The sequence below is a fragment of the Pseudomonas sp. GW823-FHT02E01 genome (assembly GCF_058797535.1).
The window spans coordinates 138,483-156,821 of the sequence record NZ_JBXAJS010000002.1 but is presented as its reverse complement, the minus strand read 5'-3'; the positions used below and the strand labels follow the sequence as shown (position 1 = coordinate 156,821).

Here is an 18,339-nt window from a genome sequence, read left to right as displayed (position 1 = left end):
TAAGCTGACACTATCTTGTTGGAGCACCCTGTTGATGCTGACCCTTGGAAATATATTCGTGCTGATGCTGTTCGCCACTGCCGGCGCATGGCTATGGCACAACCACGGCTTGCGCGAGCGCGCGCTGGAGCGGGTCAAGCAGCATTGCGGCAAACTCGGGATCGAATTGCTCGACGGCAACGTGGCCTTGAAAAGAATCGCGTTCATCAGGGATGCCAGTGGTCGGCGACGCCTGGCCCGTGTGTATAACTTCGAGTTCACCGTGACGGGCGAAACCCGCCACAACGGTACCATCACCCAGTTCGGCGCTCACAGCGCACAGATTGAGCTCGCACCCTACCCGGTCCCGTTCGACGAAACCGAACCGGTGGTCGAAGTGGCGAAACCTCGCGCGGAAGTGATCGAGCTGAGCCAGTGGCGTCAGGAACACACCAAGTGGCGACCTTGAGCCATTAACCCGATCCGGATCGACACGCTGCCAGCTCACGCTGCAGTTGTTCTGCGTTCTGCGTTTCACTGAAAATCAGCTCGATACGCGAATCCTGCCGCCATTCACTGGGCTGCCAGTCCAGCACCGAGTTATCCACAGCGTTCGCCGAGACCCACCCGTGGGCGCTGTGGATAACCAGCTTCGCCCGCTTCCAGCCAAGGCAGTCAAGCCACCGGCCAACCAGAGCGGCATCAAACACCTGGCTTGGGTGCCAACGCCATCCGATGCTCCAGCCTCCGTCCTGTTCCTGACTCAAGCAAATGGGCAACGCGGGATCACTCCAGACCGCCGGCAGCTGCGCCAATCCCTTGGGCAAGACGAAGTTATCCACACCTGCCAGCGCTTTGGCATGCAGCCCCGGCAACTCGCTCAAGGGTAAAGCCGCCTGTTGCGTCCAGCACAGGGGGAGCGGCGGCAATTGCCCGGTGATTCGCTGGCGGCTTTCTTCTTCGAGCCCTTCAGACTTGTTCAACAGTAATAATCCCGCATGGCCCAGCGCTTGCTGTTGAACATCCGGCAGCGGTTTGCCAGCGGCGAGCGACTGGGCATCCAACACCAGCACACAAGGCTGGACAGCCAACACGCCTTGCCACGGCGCTTCGCTCAATTGCCTGAGCAACTGCGCCGGATGCCCCAGCCCCGAGGGTTCGATGAACAGCCGATCCGGTTGTGCCTTGCGCAACAAGCGCCCAAGACCAATCTGAAACGGCGCACCGTTGACGCAACACAAGCAGCCCCCGGCCACTTCCCCCAGTGCGATACCATCGGCGTCCTGGGTCAGTAGCGCAGCGTCGAGACCGATCTGGCCAAACTCGTTGATCAACACCGCCCACCGCTCGCCAGCCGGGCGCTGGGCCAGCAGGTGCTTGATCAGGCTGGTCTTGCCGGCACCCAAGGGGCCGGCAATGACATGAGTGGGGATATTCTGCAGCATGGTTGATGATTTCTGAGGAGGTGATGGATGCGGTTGATTGGCTTGGCGTTGCTCCTGGCGCTCGTTTCAGGCGAAGCGCTGGCCCAGGCTTGTGTGGTTCATAGCCAGGGCGAGCGACTTGATGTCCAGGTTTGCCAGCAGAACCGCAACATCCCGCCAAAACTCTTCGCTGATGGTTTCTGCCAACCGAACCTGGCTGGGCAGAAAGTCGATGTGCAGTATGTCGATCAATGTCCCGGCGGCGCATTTGGTATCTGCAGCAACGCCCAAGTCGCCAATATGCCCTACCGACAGGATATTCACTATTACGACGTTGCCACCGACGCGGCGTATTTGCAGCCGTACTGCGAGGCCCAGAACCAGGGCACCTGGATCAGGCCCTGAAGCGCCAGCAGAGGATCAGGCAGCTTCTTCGTACCAAGGGCCGAATGGATCAGGCAGCAAATGCCAGCCCCCTACGCCCAGCGCCATTTCCTCATCGGTCAGCAGGCATGCGTCCAGCTCGGTCGCAAGCTGCGTGAAGTCGATGTTCTGGCCGATGAAAACCAGTTCCTGACGACAGTCCCCGCTGTCAGCGGTCCAGTTTTTCATGATCCCGGCGGTACTTTCTTCGTCTTGCGGCCATTGGTTTTTCGGTACGAAACGCCACCAGCGTCCGGCGAAGCCGTAGCGCATCAAACCACCGGCCTGAGACCAGCTGCCGGCATCCATGTGCTTGCTCGCCAGCCAGAAAAAGCCCTTGGAGCGCAGCAGTTTGCCGTTGTCCCAAGGACCGTCGATGAAGTTGAAGAAACGCTGTGGATGGAACGGTCGGCGAGCCCGGTAAGCACTGGAAGCAATGCCGTATTCTTCGGTTTCCGGCACATGTTCGCCGCGCAGCTCCTGCAACCATCCCGGTGCCTGGGCAGCCTTTTCGAAGTCAAAACGACCGGTGTTGAGAATCTTGTTCAAGGGGATTTCACCCATCGACATCGCAATGATTTCCGCCCTGGCGTTGAGCCGTTCAAGTATGGCGATCAACTCCTCACGCTGGTGGCTGCTGATCAAGTCGATCTTGCTGAGCAAAATCACATCGGCGAACTCGACCTGCTCAATCAACAGATCGGTAATCGAACGTTCGTCTTCCTCCCCTAGTGTTTCTCCTCGGGAAGCCAGGCTTTCGGCAGCCTGGTAATCGAGCAGGAAGTTCATGCCATCGACCACCGTGACCATGGTGTCCAGACGTGCGATGTCGTTGAGGCTCTGGCCGTTTTCATCGCGGAAGGTGAAGGTTTCCGCCACCGGCAGCGGTTCGGAAATACCGGTGGACTCGATCAGCAGATAGTCGAAGCGACCCTCCCTGGCGAGTTGGCTCACTTCCTCCAGCAAATCTTCACGTAACGTACAGCAAATACACCCGTTACTCATTTCCACTAACCGTTCTTCAGCGCGATTAAGGCTGACATCACGCTGGACTTCGGTGCCATCGACGTTGATTTCGCTCATATCGTTGACGATGACTGCAACCCGTAAACCATCGCGATTACGTAGTATGTAATTAAGAAGTGTACTTTTTCCGGCACCAAGAAAGCCGGAGAGAACGGTCACGGGGAGTCGATTGGACATCTGCATATTCCTCACAGGGATGCCCGGTCGCTGTGTCGGGCTTACATAATGTTATACTGTAACAACACAAATAAACCATCCCCTCTTGCTCAGCAGGGAGAACGACAGGATGCTGAACGCCGCTGCCCTCGTGAGAAAGCCCATGTGCAACGCCCTTAAACCCGTATTGATCATGCTCTCCCTGCTGGTGGCTGCCGACGCGATGGCACAGGTCCCGAGCCTGGCCAAGTGCACTCGCAGCGCCAACCTGCTGGCCTGCGTGGATGCGGATGGCAACGCCTACAGCGTCAATACCGCCGGAAGCACGATCTATTTGCGGGGTTTCGAAGTAGCCGGAAAACGCTATTGGGCACAGACCAGCAGCCGCTACGGCCAGCTAACGTTTTTCACCGGTATCGCTTCCGACGGCGAAACCTGGGTTGGCTACAACCGGCGCGTCGGCTGGACCACGATCAACCGGTTTTCCAGCTCCGGCGGCAGCAGCGCCAGGTTCACCTGCAGCCGGATCGCTGGCTGTTAGGCCGGCTTGTTTTTCTGCTCTTGCTGCCAGGCAAATGACGTCTGTGCATGATGAAGACCTGTTCATGAAAAAGGCATCGTCGATTTGATTGCAATACTATAACATTGCAAATCAACTCCCACGATGGACCTGCTCATGAATGCGCTGACTCTGCCGGATATCGCCGCGCAGGCCTCACGCCAAGCCCTGCCACTGGAGTGGGTGGGCATGTGCGGCATTGCTCTTCCCGTTTTGTTTGAGGGCCAACGACTGAATGCAAAGGCCGATGCCGGCGTGAGCCTCGACGATGGCAACGCGCGTGGCATTCACATGTCACGGCTCTATCTGGCACTTGAATTGTTGGAACAGGAAAGTCTTTCAGCGGCTTTATTGCGGCGGGTTTTGCAGCGTTTTCTTGAGAGCCATGAAGGGCTGTCCAGCAGCGCCCACTTGACCCTTCACGCCGATTTGTTGCTGAAAAGGCCCGCGCTAATCAGTCCATTGGCTGGCTGGAAAAGCTATCCGGTCAGCATCGAAGCACGTTTAAAAAACGCAATGTTCCACGTGGAACTAAAAATCGAGGTGCCTTATTCCTCAACCTGCCCGTGTTCTGCTGCTCTTTCTCGACAGTTGATTCAGCAGCGGTTCGTCGATGATTTCGCCAACAAGCCACTGCAACACGCCGACGTTTTAGCGTGGCTCGGCTCCACGAATGGCATCGTCGCCACACCTCACAGCCAACGCAGCAGCGCAAAGTTGCGCGTACGGCTGGCTGATTTTTTAGACGAGTTGCCTCTGATCGCCGTCATCAATGACGCCGAAGCCGCACTCGGCACAGCCGTTCAAACAGCGGTAAAACGCGCCGACGAACAGGCCTTCGCCCTCGCCAATGGTCAGAACCTGATGTTCTGCGAGGACGCCGCACGCCGCTTGAATCTGGCCCTGAAGCGCTCCACGGGCATTAACGCCTTCCACATTCGTGTGATCCACGCCGAAAGCCTGCACGCCCACGACGCCGTAGCCGAAAGCCGTTTCAACTGGGAGGTCGCATGATCGGTTGCCACGCCTTGCGCTGGGGCGCACCGGGGCAGCCACTGACGCCAGCGCTGGACTTCGAACTGTCGAAGGGCAGCCTGACCGCCATCATCGGTGCGAACGGCTCCGGGAAAAGCAGCCTGCTGAAGGTCATCGCCGGCTTGCAAAAACCGTTGGCCGGAAAGGTTCAACTAGATGTTCCACTCAAGGGCGGTGTGTCGTTCCTGCCCCAGCAACAACACTTGGACAGGCAATTTCCGATCAGCCTTCAGGCATTGGTCGCCGCCGGTTTCTGGGGCAACAAACAATCACCGGTAATCCGTAGCCAACGACTGGCAACCGTCCTCGAAAACTGGTGCCTGAATGGCCTGGAAGATCGACCCTTGATGGCCCTTTCCGGCGGCGAATTGCAACGTGCCCTGCTCGCCCGATTGAGCCTGACAGATGCACCCGTGCTGTTGCTCGATGAACCCCACGCGGCCCTCGATGAACTCGGTCAGGCATTGCTCTGGAAACACATACACGATTGGCACCTCGAAGGCCGGACACTGGTGGTCGTGTGCCATGACCTCGCCGCTGTTCGCGAGCACATCCCACATACATTGCTGATCAAAAGCAACGGTTGTGTATTCGGCCCGAGCGCCGAACTGATCCGCCAACAACCTCAATCGCAGGTGGCCTGATGATCGCTGCCGCGCATCTCTGGCAACCGTTCCACGAATTCGTGTTCATGCGCCGAGCGCTTCTCGGTGGATTGGTCCTGGCATGCAGCACGGCGCCCCTGGGGGTATTTCTGATCCTCAGACGCATGAGCCTGATCGGTGATGCCGTCGCCCACGGCATCCTCCCCGGTGCGGCGTTAGGTTTCTGGTTTGCCGGGTTGAGCCTCCCGGCGTTGACCATCGGTGGCCTCGGCGCGGGCCTGAGCATGGCAGGCCTCGCGGCCTGGATTACGCGACGCACCGGCCTGCGAGAGGACGCCAGCCTTGCGGCGATCTACCCGATTTCCCTGGCCGGTGGCGTGCTGATTCTCGGCATCGCCGGCAAACGACTGGACCTGTTGCACCTGCTGTTTGGTTCCGCGCTGGCAGTCGACGGCCCGACCTTGACCGGCATGCTTTGGGTCTCGGGCCTGAGCCTGATGGCCATGGCACTAATCTACAAACCACTGCTGCTCGACACCCTCGACCCGCTTTTTCTGCAAACCGTCAGCCGGCTCGGCCCACTGGCCCACGGCGTATTCCTGACGCTGGTGGTGTTGAATCTGGTCATCGGCTTCCAGGCGATCGGCGCGTTGATGGTAGTCGGCCTGATGATGTTGCCTGCCGCCGCGGCACGTTTCTGGAGTCGCCGCCTGCCAATACTGATCGTCGTCGCCGCCGTGCTCGGCAGCCTCTCGGTATGGTTCGGTTTATTGATCTCATTCTATTACTCGCTGCCCAGTGGCCCGGCAATCGTGCTGGTGGCCGGCGGTGGATATCTGTTGTCCGTGGTGTTTGGGCCGGTGCACGGCTTGCTGCGCCGCCCGCCTTTGCTCACATCCCAATGAGGTGTTAACCGATGCGCGCTTTACTTGTGCTGTTCAGCTTGATGGTGTCGATGTCGCTGTCCGCCGCCGAAAAACTTCAGGTGGTCACCAGCTTCAGCATCCTCGCCGACATGACCCGGCAGGTCGGCAAGGATCACATCCAGATCACCAACATGGTCGGCCCGGACGCGGATGCGCACACGTACGAGCCGACACCCGACGACGCCAAAGCGCTGCTCAAGGCCAGGCTCATCATCAAGAACGGCCTGGGTTTCGAGCCCTGGCTGGATCGCCTGGTGACAAGCACAGAGACTCGGGCGGCGGTCATCAGCGCAAGCCACGGTGTCATACCCCGTAGCCTGGATGAAGACGGTAAAACCGTTCCCGACCCGCACGCCTGGCATAACCTGGCGAACACCGAGCTGTACATCACCAACATCACCAAAGCGCTGATCGCCGCTGACCCAGCGAACACCGCCGACTATGAGCGCAACAGCAAGCTGTACCTAAAACAGGTCTACGCCCTGCTCGCCGAAGCCAAGGCCAAACTCGGCTCACTGCCACCGGGCAACCGCAAGGTCGTGACGTCCCATGATGCCTTCGGTTATCTCGGCCAAGCCTACGGCATCGAGTTCATGGCACCTCAAGGACTCTCAACCGAGCGCGAGCCTTCAGCCGCCGAAGTGGCCGCACTGATTACCCAGATTCGTCAGGCCAAGGTCAAGGCGGTGTTCATGGAAAACATCAAGGACGCCCGCCTGCTCAAGCAGATCGCGGATGAAAGCGGCGCTCAGATCGGCGGCACGCTGTACTCCGATGCCCTGGCGGCGAGTGGTCCGGCCAGCACCTTCACAGGGTTGTTCGAGTACAACCTCAACACCCTTTACAACGCGTTGAGCAAGCCATGATCCGCAAGAACCCCTCTGGAGATTTACCGCTGATTGCCGAATCGGCCTACGTCGACAAGACGGCAATCATCTGCGGCAAAGTGGTGATCGGGGAGAACGTGTTCGTCGGCCCCTACGCGGTGATACGTGCTGACGAAGTCGATGACTCGGGCGACATGCAGCCGATCACCATCGGCGCCAACTCGAACATCCAGGACGGCGTGGTGATCCACTCCAAATCCGGTGCGGCGGTGACCATCGGCGAATTCAGTTCCATCGCCCACCGCTCGATCGTTCATGGGCCCTGCACCGTCGGCAATCGAGTGTTCATCGGCTTCAACAGCGTGCTGTTCAACTGCGTAGTCGGTGACGGTTGCGTGGTGCGGCACAACTCGGTGGTCGATGGTCGTGACCTGCCTGAAGCTTTCTACGTACCTTCCACCACGCGGATCGGCCCAAACACCGACCTCTCGCAATACCCGCCGGTGAGCGTCAGTGCTTCGGAATTTTCCGAAGATGTGGCGCGCACCAACGTCGACCTGGTACGCGGCTACAAAGCCCTGCAAAACGAGTTCTGAGCATGAGTAGCGTGCTGATTCGCAATGCCCGCGTTGCAGGAACCGGTCGCGGAACAGATTTTGCCGATCAGCACACTGGTGGCCAGAACCAGCCATCGTGTCAGGACAAATTGCCTGGCACGACAAACGTCTTAATGAAGCACCCCTACGGTTTATGCGATAACGCTCGTTAGAAGCACCAGAGTACGCCGACCATGATCCAGATCACCCTGCCCGATGGTTCATTGCGTGAGTACGACCAGCCGCTGTCCGTGCACGAGGTGGCCGCCAGCATCGGCCCCGAACTGGCCATCGCGGCCGTAGCGGGAAGGGTCAATGGTGTACTGGTGGACTGCGAATACCTGATCGAGGCGGATGCCCGGGTCAGCATTGTCACCCCCCGGGAGCCGGACGGCCTGGAGATCCTGCGTCGCTCCTGTGCATTGATGCTGGCCATGGCGGTCAAGCAACTCCACCCTCATGCGCAATTGCGTTCGGGAAAGGAACTGGGTGATGGTTTCTTTTACGAGTTTGCAGTCGAGCAACCGCTGACCCCCGCAGACCTGCCTCTAATCGAAGCGCGCATGCAGTCATTGGCAGCAACCAATCACTCGATCCGTCGTCGGCCGGCGCGCGAAGCAGTGTCGCTGTACCGTCTGGGGGACGCCGAGTACCAGAGCCATGGACCGCACGTCCCAACCACCAAAGTCTTGCAGGCGTTTGCTCTCGATCACATCAGCGGCACGTTGCAACAACGGATCTACGGCACCTGCTGGTCCAGCCATCAGGAGCTGCAACACTGGCGCGTTCCACCCCATGTGGTCGTCGTGAGCATGGATGAACGCCAGGCGACTTATGCACAAGCGGTGACCGAGTCCTTGCGCCAAAAAGGCGTGCATGCAAAGGCCGACCTGCGAAACGAAAAGGTCCGCTACAAGATTCGCCAGCACAGCCAGACCGTGCCGTTCCTGGTCGTGGTTGGCGAAATGGAACAGGCTGGGGGGTTCGTCAGTGTGCGCAGTCGCACGGGGGAGGATTTTGGCCGGATGGCTGTCGAGGCGGCGTGTGAGTGGTTAAGTCGGCCGGGGATTCAGGGCGGCTGAACGGACGCTTTCGCGAGCAGGCTCGCTCCCACAGGGGATTTGTGTTCGACACATAACCAATGTGGGAGCGAGCCTGCTCGCGAAGCTTTTTAAGCTCTTGGCTTCACCGTGCCACAATCCTGCCCCAACCAGACGGCGCGGGATTCGAGGCTGCCCTTCTGCTGAATGCCGGTGGCGTTGAACGTCCCGTTGACCTTGGTGGTGAATTCGCGATCACTGAGGAACGTCGCCACGCCGGCTCCCTGGGCTTTCGGGCAGCTGAAACGGAATTTCCACTGATTGCCGGAGCGGTCGGTGATTTCCTGTTTGCAGCCCGACTGCGGATCGGTCAGCGGAATGTTGTCGGTCTTGACCTGTTCAGGGGTCAGGCACGCCCGGATCCCTTTGCCGCCCATGGTGATGCCCTGCTTTTCCAGCTGCGCACGCTGCTCGGGAGTCATCTGGTTCTGGATCTGGCCGAGGATCAATTGCAGGTCCGGCATATTCTGCTCGTCGACCTTCATGTTGCTCGTGGTCAGCTCCCACAATCCTGGTTGCAGCATTTGCGCGTGAGCGGCCACAGGAAGTGCCAAACCCAGTGCCATGGCCAAACCCAGCAGACGAACGTTCATCGAGTAACTCCTGATCAGTAGTGGCCGTTAGACGTCAGCCGCGGGCTTCGGTTCATGGTCGAATTAATTAGCGACATTCTGCACGGAACATGGTCTGTTAAGCACTGAATCTTCAGGAGCAAGGCAGCCCCCATGGATTACTTCGGACCACATATTTTCGGTTATACCATCGCCCTGTTGCACTCGCTGGGCATGATTGCGGCCATACACGCCGTGTTGACCGTCCGTACCGCCCAAGGCTCGATCGCCTGGGCCCTGTCGCTGTTTTTCATCCCTTACCTGACGCTGATCCCTTACCTGATGTTCGGCCGCAGCACCTTTGATGGCTACATCAAGGCCCGGCGGCAGGCCAACGACGAGATGCGCAAGGCTGTTTCCGAACTCAACTGGCGGCCCTGGGTAGAAGAAGCCCTCACCGCCCGCGCTTCTTCTGCCTACGCCTCGCTCAGAGCGATGCCCAAGCTCGGACACATGCCCTGCCTGGCCAATAACCAGATGCGGCTGTTGATCAACGGCCAGTCTACGTTCGAGGCCATTTTCGATGCCATCGGCCAGGCGAAAGAAGCCGTGCTGATCCAGTTTTTCATCGTCCACGACGACCGCCTCGGCCAACGCCTGCAGACTTTGCTGTTGAAGAAAGCCGCCGAAGGCGTAGCGATCTATCTGTTGTATGACCGAATCGGCAGCCATTCCCTATCCAACGGCTACGTGCAGGCCTTGCGTGATGGCGGGGTCGAGGTCAAGGCTTTTGGCCCTCGTAATGGCTGGTTCAATCGCTTTCAGGTGAACTTCCGTAACCATCGCAAAATTGTGGTGGTGGACGGCATTCTCGGCTTCGTTGGCGGGCACAACGTCGGTGATGAATACATGGGCGAGAAACCGCCCCTGGCCCCTTGGCGCGATACCCACGTGCAAGTGCGCGGGCCAGTGGTGGCGTGCATGCAGGAGTCTTTCGCTGAAGACTGGTTCTGGGTGGCTCATGCCCTGCCGCCACTGATCCTGCCCGAGGTTTATCCGGAAGACGGCGTGCTGTGCCAGTTGCTCGCCAGCGGGCCGGCAGACGCCTACGAAACCTGTTCTCTGTTCTTTGTCGAAGCGATCCATGCAGCGACGGAACGGATCTGGATCACCAGCCCGTACTTCATCCCCGATGAAGCCGTATTCGCAGCGTTGCGTCTGGCGGTCCTGCGGGGTGTGGATGTGCGGCTGCTGTTGCCGTCTCGACCCGACCATCGAATCGTCTACGCCGCCTCCAGCCTCTACGCCTTCGAAGCCGTGCGCGCCGGTGTTCGGGTGTTCCGTTACGAGCCCGGTTTCCTGCACCAGAAAGTGGTGTTGATCGACTACGAAATCAGCGCCATCGGCAGCGCCAACCTGGACAACCGTTCGTTCCGGCTGAATTTCGAAGTGATGTTGCTGACCGTCGACAGCGCCTTTGCCGCAGAGGTGGAACAGATGCTCAACGATGATTTCGCCAACGCCCACGAAATCGCCAAAGGAGAAGGCCGGGAGACTCACCGCCTGCAGCAGGTCGGCATGCGGGTCGCCCGGCTTATTTCGCCGGTTCTCTAGAGGTAGATATCGTCACGGGTCCATGGCAGTTCATGACTGCCATCGGCGTGGGCCTTCACCGCGAGAATCTGATGCAGGTTGATCCAGCCCCGGGCAAAGGCGTAAGCGCAACCGGCCAGGTACAACCGCCAGATACGCAGGGCTTGTTCCGGTACGAGTCTAGAGGCCGCTTCGAGGTTGTCCTCCAGGCGTTCGCTCCAGTGATCGAGCGTACGTGCGTAGTGCAGACGCAAGCTCTCGACGTCGACGATTTCCAGCCCGGCTTCACTGATCTCGGCAGAGATCATCGACAGGTGCGGCAACTCGCCGTTGGGGAACACATATTTTCCAATGAATTCACCGGCACCGCGTCCCACCGGACGGCCATCGGTGTATTTGGCGGTGATCCCGTGGTTCATCACCAGGCCACCGTCTTTCACCGCACCGAACAGGGTCTTGCAGTACTCGGCAAGATTGGCGTGGCCGACGTGTTCGAACATGCCGACGCTGACCACTTTGTCGAAACGGCCATCCTGCGGCAGATCGCGATAGTCGAGCAGTTGCAGTTCGACCAGGTCCTCCAGGCCTTCCGCTTTTACGCGTTCCCGGGCCAGGGCCAACTGCTCCTTGCTGAGGGTGATACCGAACACTTTCGCGCCAAATTCTCGCGCAGCAAAACGCGCCAATCCGCCCCAACCACAACCCACATCCAGCAGATACTCGCCGGGCTGCAGGCGCAGCTTGCGGCACAAATGACGGAACTTGGCTTGCTGGGCTTGTTCCAGGGATTCGCTGCCGGTCTCGAAATAGGCGCAGGAATATGCCATGTCGCTGTCGAGCCACAGCTGATAGAACGCGTTGGAAAGGTCGTAGTGGTAGGAAATCGCCTTGGCGTCCATCTCTTTGTCGTGGGCGTTACGAACCGGCTGATTGTCGTCGCCTTCATCCAGCAACGCCTGGCTCCATTCATCGCAGACGCGGATCACATCGCTGATGGAGCCTTCAAGCTCAAGTTTGCCTTCGACAAATGCAGCACCAAGGGCGTCCAGGCTTGGATGGGTAAACTGGGTGACCATTTGTGGGTCCTTGACCACAATCGTGACACTGGGCGTCGGCCCCAGATTGAATTCATGGCCATCCCAGAGTCTCAGGCGAAGCGGCAATTGCAGATTCTGTAAGGCCGGTGGAAGATGCGCGAGCATGGAGAAGCCCCCTTGTTTCAGACGTCTAAACAGAGGGTAGACCATCTTTGAAAAATAGCTGGCTATCGAATTAATAGCCGTTTTCAATGATTCGCGACGCCAGAACCGGCCGCCGCGAACGCACAAAATGATGTGCCCTCATCTTCAAAGACTACGAACCGGGCGCACAGTTCTAAAAAGTTGAAGCCCCGTGATTACCCGGTTTAGAGCATTCGCCTTCAGGCTTCATCCTTGAGCTTGAGCAGTGGCTCCTGGAACCGCAGCAAACGACCGGCATTGCCCAACACCAGCAAGGTGCTGAGGTTGTGCAGCAACGCCGCAATCATCGCCCCGGCAGCGCCAAGCCAGCCGAACGCGGCGAAGGCCACGATCGCCAGGGTCCAGCCTAGCCCGATGATCACATTCACCTGTAACGTTTGGCGGCACTGACGACTCAGGCGCACGCAAGTACCGAGGCGGCGCAGGTCACTGCCGATCAGCACGATATCCGCCGATGCCAGGGCGATGTCCGCACCGCCCGCGCCCATGGCGACACCCACCACGCCAGCCTTGAGGGCCAGGGAATCGTTGATCCCATCGCCGACCACCATCGGCCGGAAACCGCTGTCGATTTCCTTGAGCACACGCTTCAGTTTGTCTTCGGGCAGGGCCTGCGCTTCGACATCACTGATCCCGACATCCCGGGCGAGCGTTTGTGCGACGCTGTGCCGGTCACCGGTGAGCAACAACTGGCGACCCAACCCGAGGTCGCGCAACTCACCCAAGGCAAATTGCGCCTCGGGTTTGACGCTGTCGGCCAACAACAGCCAGGCGAGAAATTCACCGTTGAGCGCCAACCCGGCAATCGGACCGTCGTGATCGGGAACCTCCGTTGTACTGATGCCCAGTTGCGCGAACAGTTCCGGTCGGCCGAGCGCTGCTTCGCCCTGCCCGGTCATCGCCACCACGCCCAGGCCCTGGCGCTCATGGATGTCAGTAAGCAGCAGGAAATGCTCCTGGGTCACCAACCCCGCCAGCGCACGGCTGACCGGGTGACTGCTGGCCGAGCCAAGGCTGGCGGCGAGCTTCAGGAGATGACTGCGATCCTCCAGCGGACTGTCGATGGATTGCAGGCGCAAGGTGCCGAAGGTCAGCGTCCCGGTCTTGTCGACCACCAGCGAAGTCAGGTCCGCCAACTCTTCAAGGAACGCAGAACTGCGAATCAGAATCCCGTGGCGTGCCGCTACCGCCACCCCGGCAATCGCCGTGGCCGGCGCCGACAACACCAGCGCACAAGGACAGGCCGCCACCAACACCGCGAGCATCGCTTGAGCGTTGTTGGTGATGAACCAGGTCACCGCCGCCAGCAGCAACACCAGCACCATATAGCTGCCCGCGTAACGCTCCAGCAGACGAGTGATCGGCGGTTTCGAGCGCTCGGCGTTTTGCATCAGGGCGATGACTTTTCCGAGGGTCGATTCCTGGCCGGTGCGGGTCACTTCGATCCGTAGCAGACCGTCGAGGTTGATCGCGCCGCCGAACACCGACATGCCGACGCCCGCCTCCATCGGTACCGATTCGCCGGTAATGGAGGCGGTGTCCAGGCTGGCCTGGCCGGACAACACCCGGCCATCCGCGGGCACCCTATCCCCGGCGCGGACCTCGACCAGGTCGCCCGCCTTGAGCGTGCCGTTGTCGACTTCGATGATGGAGCCGTCCGCCTGAACCTTGCGCGCGTGGCTGCGGGTCAGTTTGCCGAGGGCGTGAATCGCCTCCTGGGAACCGATCACGCTACGCTCTTCCAGCACGTGGCCAAAGATCATGATGATCGGCAACAGGGCCGCCGTCAGCAGATCCCCGGTGGCCCAGGCACCCAGCATGGCCAGGGCGATCAATTGATCGGTGATGCCGTGCAGGCTTGGATAACGCAGGCTGTACCAGGCTGAACGCATGACCGGAACGGCGACCAGCAACGAAGCAAAACCCAGCAGCAGTTGACTGACACCAGTCTGCTCCGGCGCCAGCCAACGCCAGATCAAGCCCAGCGCGAGCAGGCCCAACGCGAGCATGGCCAGGGTCAACTGGCGCGCGGCGCGGCGCTGTTCGGCCGATGACAACAGGCTCGGTACGGCGGCGGTTTGAGCGGTCATTGTGCAGCTCCCTGAATGATCAGGCGGGAATCGTCTTTAGGGTCGACCGTCGTGACGGAGCCGGCCTGGCCGAGGATCTTCGGCATCCGCTCGCGATAAATGCGCAGCAGCATTTGCGGGTCAGTCCCCTGCTGCTGAGCCTTGGCCAGGCTCAATACTGTGGCGGTATCTGCCGAGGCTTTGGCCAGTCGTTCGCTCGCCTGGGCATGGGCCACTTGTAGCGTACGGTCGGCTTGCTCGTTGGCGGTCTGCGTCAACTTCTCGGCTTCGGTGCGCGCATTGGCGACGGCCTTATCGGCTTGCTGGCTGGCCGTCAGTACCGCGTTGAAAGCGTTCACCGCAGGGCTGGGCAGACTCGATTGCACATCGACCCGCGCCACTTCGATCCCCAAGCCCTGCCCCGTTGCGGTGAGTTCGGCCAGCCGTTGATTGATGCCCTGCACCAGATCGCCACGCAAGCGCTCGCGCCGTTCCGCCGCCTGGCTATCAGCGCCGATCAATTCCGGGCGAGCGACCAGGATAGTGTCCAGATCCCGTGCGGCCGTGAGCGCGACCGCACTGCGGGTCACCAGACGATCCAGTGCCGGCAACACGTGTTCGCCCTGAAGCACGAACGTATAGGGCTCGGTGACTTTGTAGAAAACCCGCACATCCAGTTGCACCACACCGGCATCACCCGTTAACAGATAGCCGGAGCCTGCGAGGGCATCGCTGATGGGCGTGGCAAAACTGGCCACGCGATCTGCCTGCATCGCGGCACCACTGCGCAACAAGCCTTCCACTCGGCGCTCGATCACCCGATCCGCCGCCGGCAACAAAATCACCTGCTCGAACGGTTGTGGCCAGGCCAATAACAGCCCGGCATTCTGAATGCGATCCAGCGCGCCGAAATGCAAAACCACTGCGCGATTCTGCGGATCAATCTGCCGCACATTGGAAAACGCCCACGCCAACGCCGCCAACACCGTCACCGCGTAGAGGGCGAGAAACGCCAAGCGCCCGGCCTGAATCCAGGAGCTGCTCAACTCATTTGTTCCACGTGGAACCAAACTCATGGCTGCGATCCGGACTTGTTGTCGAGGCTCGGCGGACCGTCAACCAAGACCCGGAACGGTGCGGCGTCGGTACGCAGAATCAGCTTGGTTCCTGGCGTCACCACCGTGCCCAAGGTGTCGAGCGAGCGCAGCAGGTTGTAGAGCTGCGGCGATTGCGCGTAGGCGCGGCCATAAATCTGCGCCGCTTCGACGCGCGATTGCGCTTCGATATCTGCTGCTTTCACTGTGGCATCGGCCTGCACAATTCGCGCATCACGCTCGGCGGCGGAACGAATTTGCGCGGCTTCACGCTTGCCGATGGCCGTGCGCTCAGTAGCGATGGTTTCGCGCTCGGCACGCATCCGGTCGACTGTCGCGGTGAGCGTCACCGAAGGCAGCGTCAATCGCTCGATACCGACCTGCAACACGCGCACACCATAAGTGGTGAGCAACTGCTGATCTATTTGCTTGCGCAGTTGTGTTTCGAAATCGGCGATGCGTACCTGGCTGGCATCTGTATTGACGAGATTCGCCAGATCAAAACTGCTGGCGGTGGTTTCCAGCGCGGAGCCGACAAAGGTGCGAATCTGCCGCGCGGCTTCATCGGGCTGGTTCTGCACCGCACGCATGAAACGTTGCACATTGTCCGGATCGCCCTGCACCTGCCACGCCACGTAGGCCTGAACGATGATGCGCAGACCGTCCCGTGTGCCGACATCCTGCAAACCGCTGGACGTGGTACGCAGCCGCAGATCCACAGGGATCGCTGCTTCGAACGGTGCCGGCCAGCGCCAGCCCAGTCCCGGCTCCAGCAAGACCCGTGAGGGGTTGCCGAAGCGCGTGATCACCGTGGCCTCACCTGAACGCACCTGCACCAGGCTCGCGGCAGCGACCGCAAACGCCACCAGCAATGCCGCCCACCCCATCCGACGCCATGGGAATGGACCGGCCTCCTGCGGATCGCCGTGATGATGATGGCCGTGGTGATGGTGCCCGCCATGGCCGTGATCGTGGCCGGCGTGGTCATCGTGATCGTGAGTATGGGACTGGCTCAATTGGCAGCTCCTGGCTGAGCGGTTTTACGCGACGGCGCAGGGTCAACCGGCAGCGTGAACGTTCGGAGGTCGATGGTCGGCGCATTGCTGCTGCCGCCCAGACGATGATCAAGAACCAGCAACTTGGCATTGGCCAAACCCTGGGATAGTTGGCTGAAATACTGCTCCAGCACAAAGGCCTGACCGGCGCTGGCATAGGCTTTTTGTTCGGCGTTGAATTTCAGGTCCGCTGCCTGGGCGCCAGCATTGATTTCGCGGGCGCTGGCCGTCGCCTGATCGCGGGCGATGCTGGCCTGCAACTGCGCCTGATTGGTAGCTTCGGCAGCGGCACCACGTTCACGGGCGATCAAGGCTTGCGCGCCAATCTGCGCCGCTTGCACGCCGTGATAGGCATTGGCTGCACCGGCCGGAGGGTGAATCGCCTCGACCACCGTGGCGAGAATTTCCACGCCGCTATCGAGTTTTTGCAGGTCCGCCTGAACCGCGCGGCCGATCTCTTCAGCCAGCCCTACCCTGTCCTCGCCAAGCAATCCGTCGAGAGTGCGCGAGGCGAAGTCGTGAACCAGGATTCGGCTGGCGGTGCTGCGAATCAACATCGGTACATCGGCACTGTTATAGGTCGCAGCCAACGCCGCCTCATCGCTCAGACCAATGCGATAGACGAAGCGTACGTCCATGTTGACGATCTGAAAGCTCTGCTTGTCGGCTCGGCTGCTGGCGATCACCTGGGACTTGTCGTTCACATGGCTGGCGTCCCACAGACGATTGGCAACTGCCGGGGCCGGGCCTTCAGCGGGGTCCGCCTGAGCAGTGGCCGTGGTTTCGCCAACACTGGTGGCCAACTCGTGTACCACGCCATTCTCGACGCTCAACACCCGGCCCAATGGCCAAGGCAACCCCATATGCAAACCTGGGCCAAACACCTCCACTGGCTTACCGAATCGTTCGTAGATGCCACGCTCTTGCAGGGCAATTTCGTGAATGCCGGTCAGCGACCAGCCAACAAGTGCAACCACCGCCAACACCGGCAGGAAGGCCCGACGCATGTAACTGAAGGCCCAGATCTGCCGCAGATCGATGCCGAAGCGGTTATGCAATTCGTGCTGCAAGGCCAGCAATGGCTGTGGTGGCCAGCGCAACATGTCAGCGATAAAACTGCGCGCCAGTAGCTCTGGCTCAAGACGTTCACGGCGGGGGCTGAACAATGACAACACCGCGCGCAGCAACAGTTCTGCCGCCACCAGCCCCGGCAGCAGTCCAATCAACACCGCCAGGCGTACGGGCCATACCGAGGTTTCATCGGCAAACAACAGACAAAAAGCACAGAGCGCCAGACTGATGATCGCCACACGGATCAATTGCGCCAACGTAGCGGCTTCAGGCCATTGCGCGGTGTTTTCCTGCGCCAGATGACGCTCCATCACCAACAGGCCGAACGCCAACAGCAAGAAGCACGCTGCCCCGACATTGGCTGCCAGCCCCAGTGCTGCCGGGGGCAATGTGAGGTTCCAGGCCTGTTCGACGCCCAATACCGCCAACAATGCCCAGCTACCAAGCCACAGCGTTGGCGCGCCGATTTGCCCGAGCAGGTGCTGCGATTGCAGGCTGATCCGGTCCAGCAAACGCTCATACCACCCCGAAGGCGCGACAGACTCGTCGACAACAACCAATGGCACTGCGGGATTCATGGCGCGGGCACGCCACTGGGTTATCCACCAGGCCGATTGCAAACCGGCCATCAACACCACAGACGCCGCGCTCAGGTTCAGCAGCAACGCCGGCCACAGTGTTTGCGATGCAAACAGCCCGGCAAAAAACGCCAGCAGCACACCTACCGTCGCGAGCACGCCCGCACCGATGGCGAACTGGCGCAAACGCCGCCCTTGAATGAACGCCTGCTGAAAGCGCGGCAACCCGGCTAACGGCGTTTCATCAACATCGAGATCGAGATCGACTTGCATACCACCCCAGAGTGTCTTCGCTTGCATGGCAATTCGTTACGATATAACGAAAATGGTGAAATTTTCGTACTCGAGCGCGCTATCTAAAGATGCCCAACCTGTCACTTGGCTGAAGCCTTGACCGAAATGCGACAGAACGCACATATTACGTTCGTAAT

18 protein-coding genes are annotated in these 18,339 nt (G+C 60.1%); 10 read left to right on the top strand and 8 right to left on the bottom strand.

Annotated features, from left to right (window positions below; all coding sequences use genetic code 11):
* Positions 1–34 precede the first annotated feature (34 nt).
* Complete coding sequence (locus tag AC1RDQ_RS04490; RefSeq protein ID WP_057712694.1) at positions 35–448, top strand: DUF3301 domain-containing protein; 414 nt, start codon at positions 35–37, stop codon at positions 446–448.
* Between the two features lie 4 nt (positions 449–452).
* On the opposite strand, the gene AC1RDQ_RS04485 is transcribed toward AC1RDQ_RS04490, so the two are convergent.
* A complete protein-coding gene (locus tag AC1RDQ_RS04485) occupies positions 453–1,424 on the bottom strand; it encodes a CobW family GTP-binding protein (RefSeq protein WP_492586528.1) in 972 nt (323 codons plus the stop codon).
* A 27-nt stretch (positions 1,425–1,451) separates the two neighbouring features.
* On the opposite strand from AC1RDQ_RS04485, the gene AC1RDQ_RS04480 reads away from it, so the two are divergent.
* Positions 1,452–1,808 carry an NADH:ubiquinone oxidoreductase gene (locus AC1RDQ_RS04480; RefSeq protein WP_154909763.1) on the top strand — a complete coding sequence of 119 codons (357 nt, stop codon included), beginning with the start codon at positions 1,452–1,454 and terminating at the stop codon, positions 1,806–1,808.
* A gap of 15 nt (positions 1,809–1,823) precedes the next feature.
* Here the strand turns inward: AC1RDQ_RS04480 and zigA are convergent, their stop codons facing one another.
* On the bottom strand, positions 1,824–3,029 hold the full coding sequence (gene zigA / locus AC1RDQ_RS04475) for a zinc metallochaperone GTPase ZigA (RefSeq protein WP_492586526.1): 1,206 nt from the start codon (positions 3,027–3,029) through the stop codon (positions 1,824–1,826).
* 142 nt (positions 3,030–3,171) lie between these two features.
* Between zigA and AC1RDQ_RS04470 the strand changes: the two genes are divergently transcribed.
* The 7 genes from AC1RDQ_RS04470 to AC1RDQ_RS04440 all read left to right on the top strand — a co-directional run bounded on the left by AC1RDQ_RS04470 (position 3,172) and on the right by AC1RDQ_RS04440 (position 8,638).
* The gene (locus AC1RDQ_RS04470) at positions 3,172–3,549 is read left to right on the top strand and encodes a glutamine synthetase (protein WP_492586524.1); all 378 of its coding nucleotides are present in this window, start codon (positions 3,172–3,174) and stop codon (positions 3,547–3,549) included.
* A gap of 135 nt (positions 3,550–3,684) precedes the next feature.
* The gene (gene folE2, locus AC1RDQ_RS04465) at positions 3,685–4,581 is read left to right on the top strand and encodes a GTP cyclohydrolase FolE2 (protein ID WP_429521701.1); all 897 of its coding nucleotides are present in this window, start codon (positions 3,685–3,687) and stop codon (positions 4,579–4,581) included.
* Positions 4,578–5,246 (top strand): metal ABC transporter ATP-binding protein, encoded by a 669-nt coding sequence (locus AC1RDQ_RS04460; RefSeq protein WP_492586522.1) that lies wholly within the window; start codon positions 4,578–4,580, stop codon positions 5,244–5,246. Before folE2 ends, AC1RDQ_RS04460 begins: the two co-directional genes overlap by 4 nt.
* Positions 5,246–6,112 (top strand): metal ABC transporter permease, encoded by an 867-nt coding sequence (locus tag AC1RDQ_RS04455; RefSeq protein ID WP_492586520.1) that lies wholly within the window; start codon positions 5,246–5,248, stop codon positions 6,110–6,112. The genes AC1RDQ_RS04460 and AC1RDQ_RS04455 overlap by 1 nt, the downstream gene beginning before the upstream one ends.
* An 11-nt stretch (positions 6,113–6,123) precedes the next feature.
* The gene (locus AC1RDQ_RS04450; RefSeq protein WP_218494590.1) at positions 6,124–6,999 is read left to right on the top strand and encodes a metal ABC transporter substrate-binding protein; all 876 of its coding nucleotides are present in this window, start codon (positions 6,124–6,126) and stop codon (positions 6,997–6,999) included.
* Positions 6,996–7,556 carry a gamma carbonic anhydrase family protein gene (locus AC1RDQ_RS04445; RefSeq protein WP_057712685.1) on the top strand — a complete coding sequence of 187 codons (561 nt, stop codon included), beginning with the start codon at positions 6,996–6,998 and terminating at the stop codon, positions 7,554–7,556. The genes AC1RDQ_RS04450 and AC1RDQ_RS04445 overlap by 4 nt, the downstream gene beginning before the upstream one ends.
* A gap of 194 nt (positions 7,557–7,750) precedes the next feature.
* Complete coding sequence (locus AC1RDQ_RS04440; RefSeq protein ID WP_340312775.1) at positions 7,751–8,638, top strand: His/Gly/Thr/Pro-type tRNA ligase C-terminal domain-containing protein; 888 nt, start codon at positions 7,751–7,753, stop codon at positions 8,636–8,638.
* Between the two features lie 89 nt (positions 8,639–8,727).
* Here AC1RDQ_RS04440 and AC1RDQ_RS04435 read toward each other — a convergent pair whose 3' ends face one another.
* Positions 8,728–9,249, bottom strand: coding sequence for a DUF3617 domain-containing protein (locus AC1RDQ_RS04435; RefSeq protein ID WP_057712683.1), 522 nt, complete (start codon positions 9,247–9,249; stop codon positions 8,728–8,730).
* 132 nt (positions 9,250–9,381) lie between these two features.
* Between AC1RDQ_RS04435 and cls the strand changes: the two genes are divergently transcribed.
* The gene (gene cls, locus AC1RDQ_RS04430) at positions 9,382–10,821 is read left to right on the top strand and encodes a cardiolipin synthase (protein ID WP_057712682.1); all 1,440 of its coding nucleotides are present in this window, start codon (positions 9,382–9,384) and stop codon (positions 10,819–10,821) included.
* Here cls and cfaB read toward each other — a convergent pair.
* The 5 genes from cfaB to hflK (AC1RDQ_RS04405) all read right to left on the bottom strand — a co-directional run bounded on the left by cfaB (position 10,818) and on the right by hflK (AC1RDQ_RS04405) (position 18,208).
* On the bottom strand, positions 10,818–12,002 hold the full coding sequence (gene cfaB / locus AC1RDQ_RS04425; RefSeq protein ID WP_057712681.1) for a C17 cyclopropane fatty acid synthase CfaB: 1,185 nt from the start codon (positions 12,000–12,002) through the stop codon (positions 10,818–10,820). The two genes, cls and cfaB, sit on opposite strands and share 4 nt — an antisense overlap.
* Positions 12,003–12,220: 218 nt before the next feature.
* Positions 12,221–14,131 carry a cation-translocating P-type ATPase gene (locus tag AC1RDQ_RS04420; RefSeq protein WP_492586518.1) on the bottom strand — a complete coding sequence of 637 codons (1,911 nt, stop codon included), beginning with the start codon at positions 14,129–14,131 and terminating at the stop codon, positions 12,221–12,223.
* Entirely contained in the window at positions 14,128–15,186 is a 1,059-nt protein-coding gene (hflK, locus tag AC1RDQ_RS04415) for a protease modulator HflK (protein ID WP_492586516.1), read from the bottom strand. The genes AC1RDQ_RS04420 and hflK (AC1RDQ_RS04415) overlap by 4 nt, the downstream gene beginning before the upstream one ends.
* Entirely contained in the window at positions 15,183–16,220 is a 1,038-nt protein-coding gene (gene hflC / locus AC1RDQ_RS04410) for a protease modulator HflC (protein WP_492586514.1), read from the bottom strand. The genes hflK (AC1RDQ_RS04415) and hflC overlap by 4 nt, the downstream gene beginning before the upstream one ends.
* Complete coding sequence (hflK, locus tag AC1RDQ_RS04405; protein ID WP_492586512.1) at positions 16,217–18,208, bottom strand: protease modulator HflK; 1,992 nt, start codon at positions 18,206–18,208, stop codon at positions 16,217–16,219. The genes hflC and hflK (AC1RDQ_RS04405) overlap by 4 nt, the downstream gene beginning before the upstream one ends.
* Positions 18,209–18,339 lie beyond the last annotated feature (131 nt).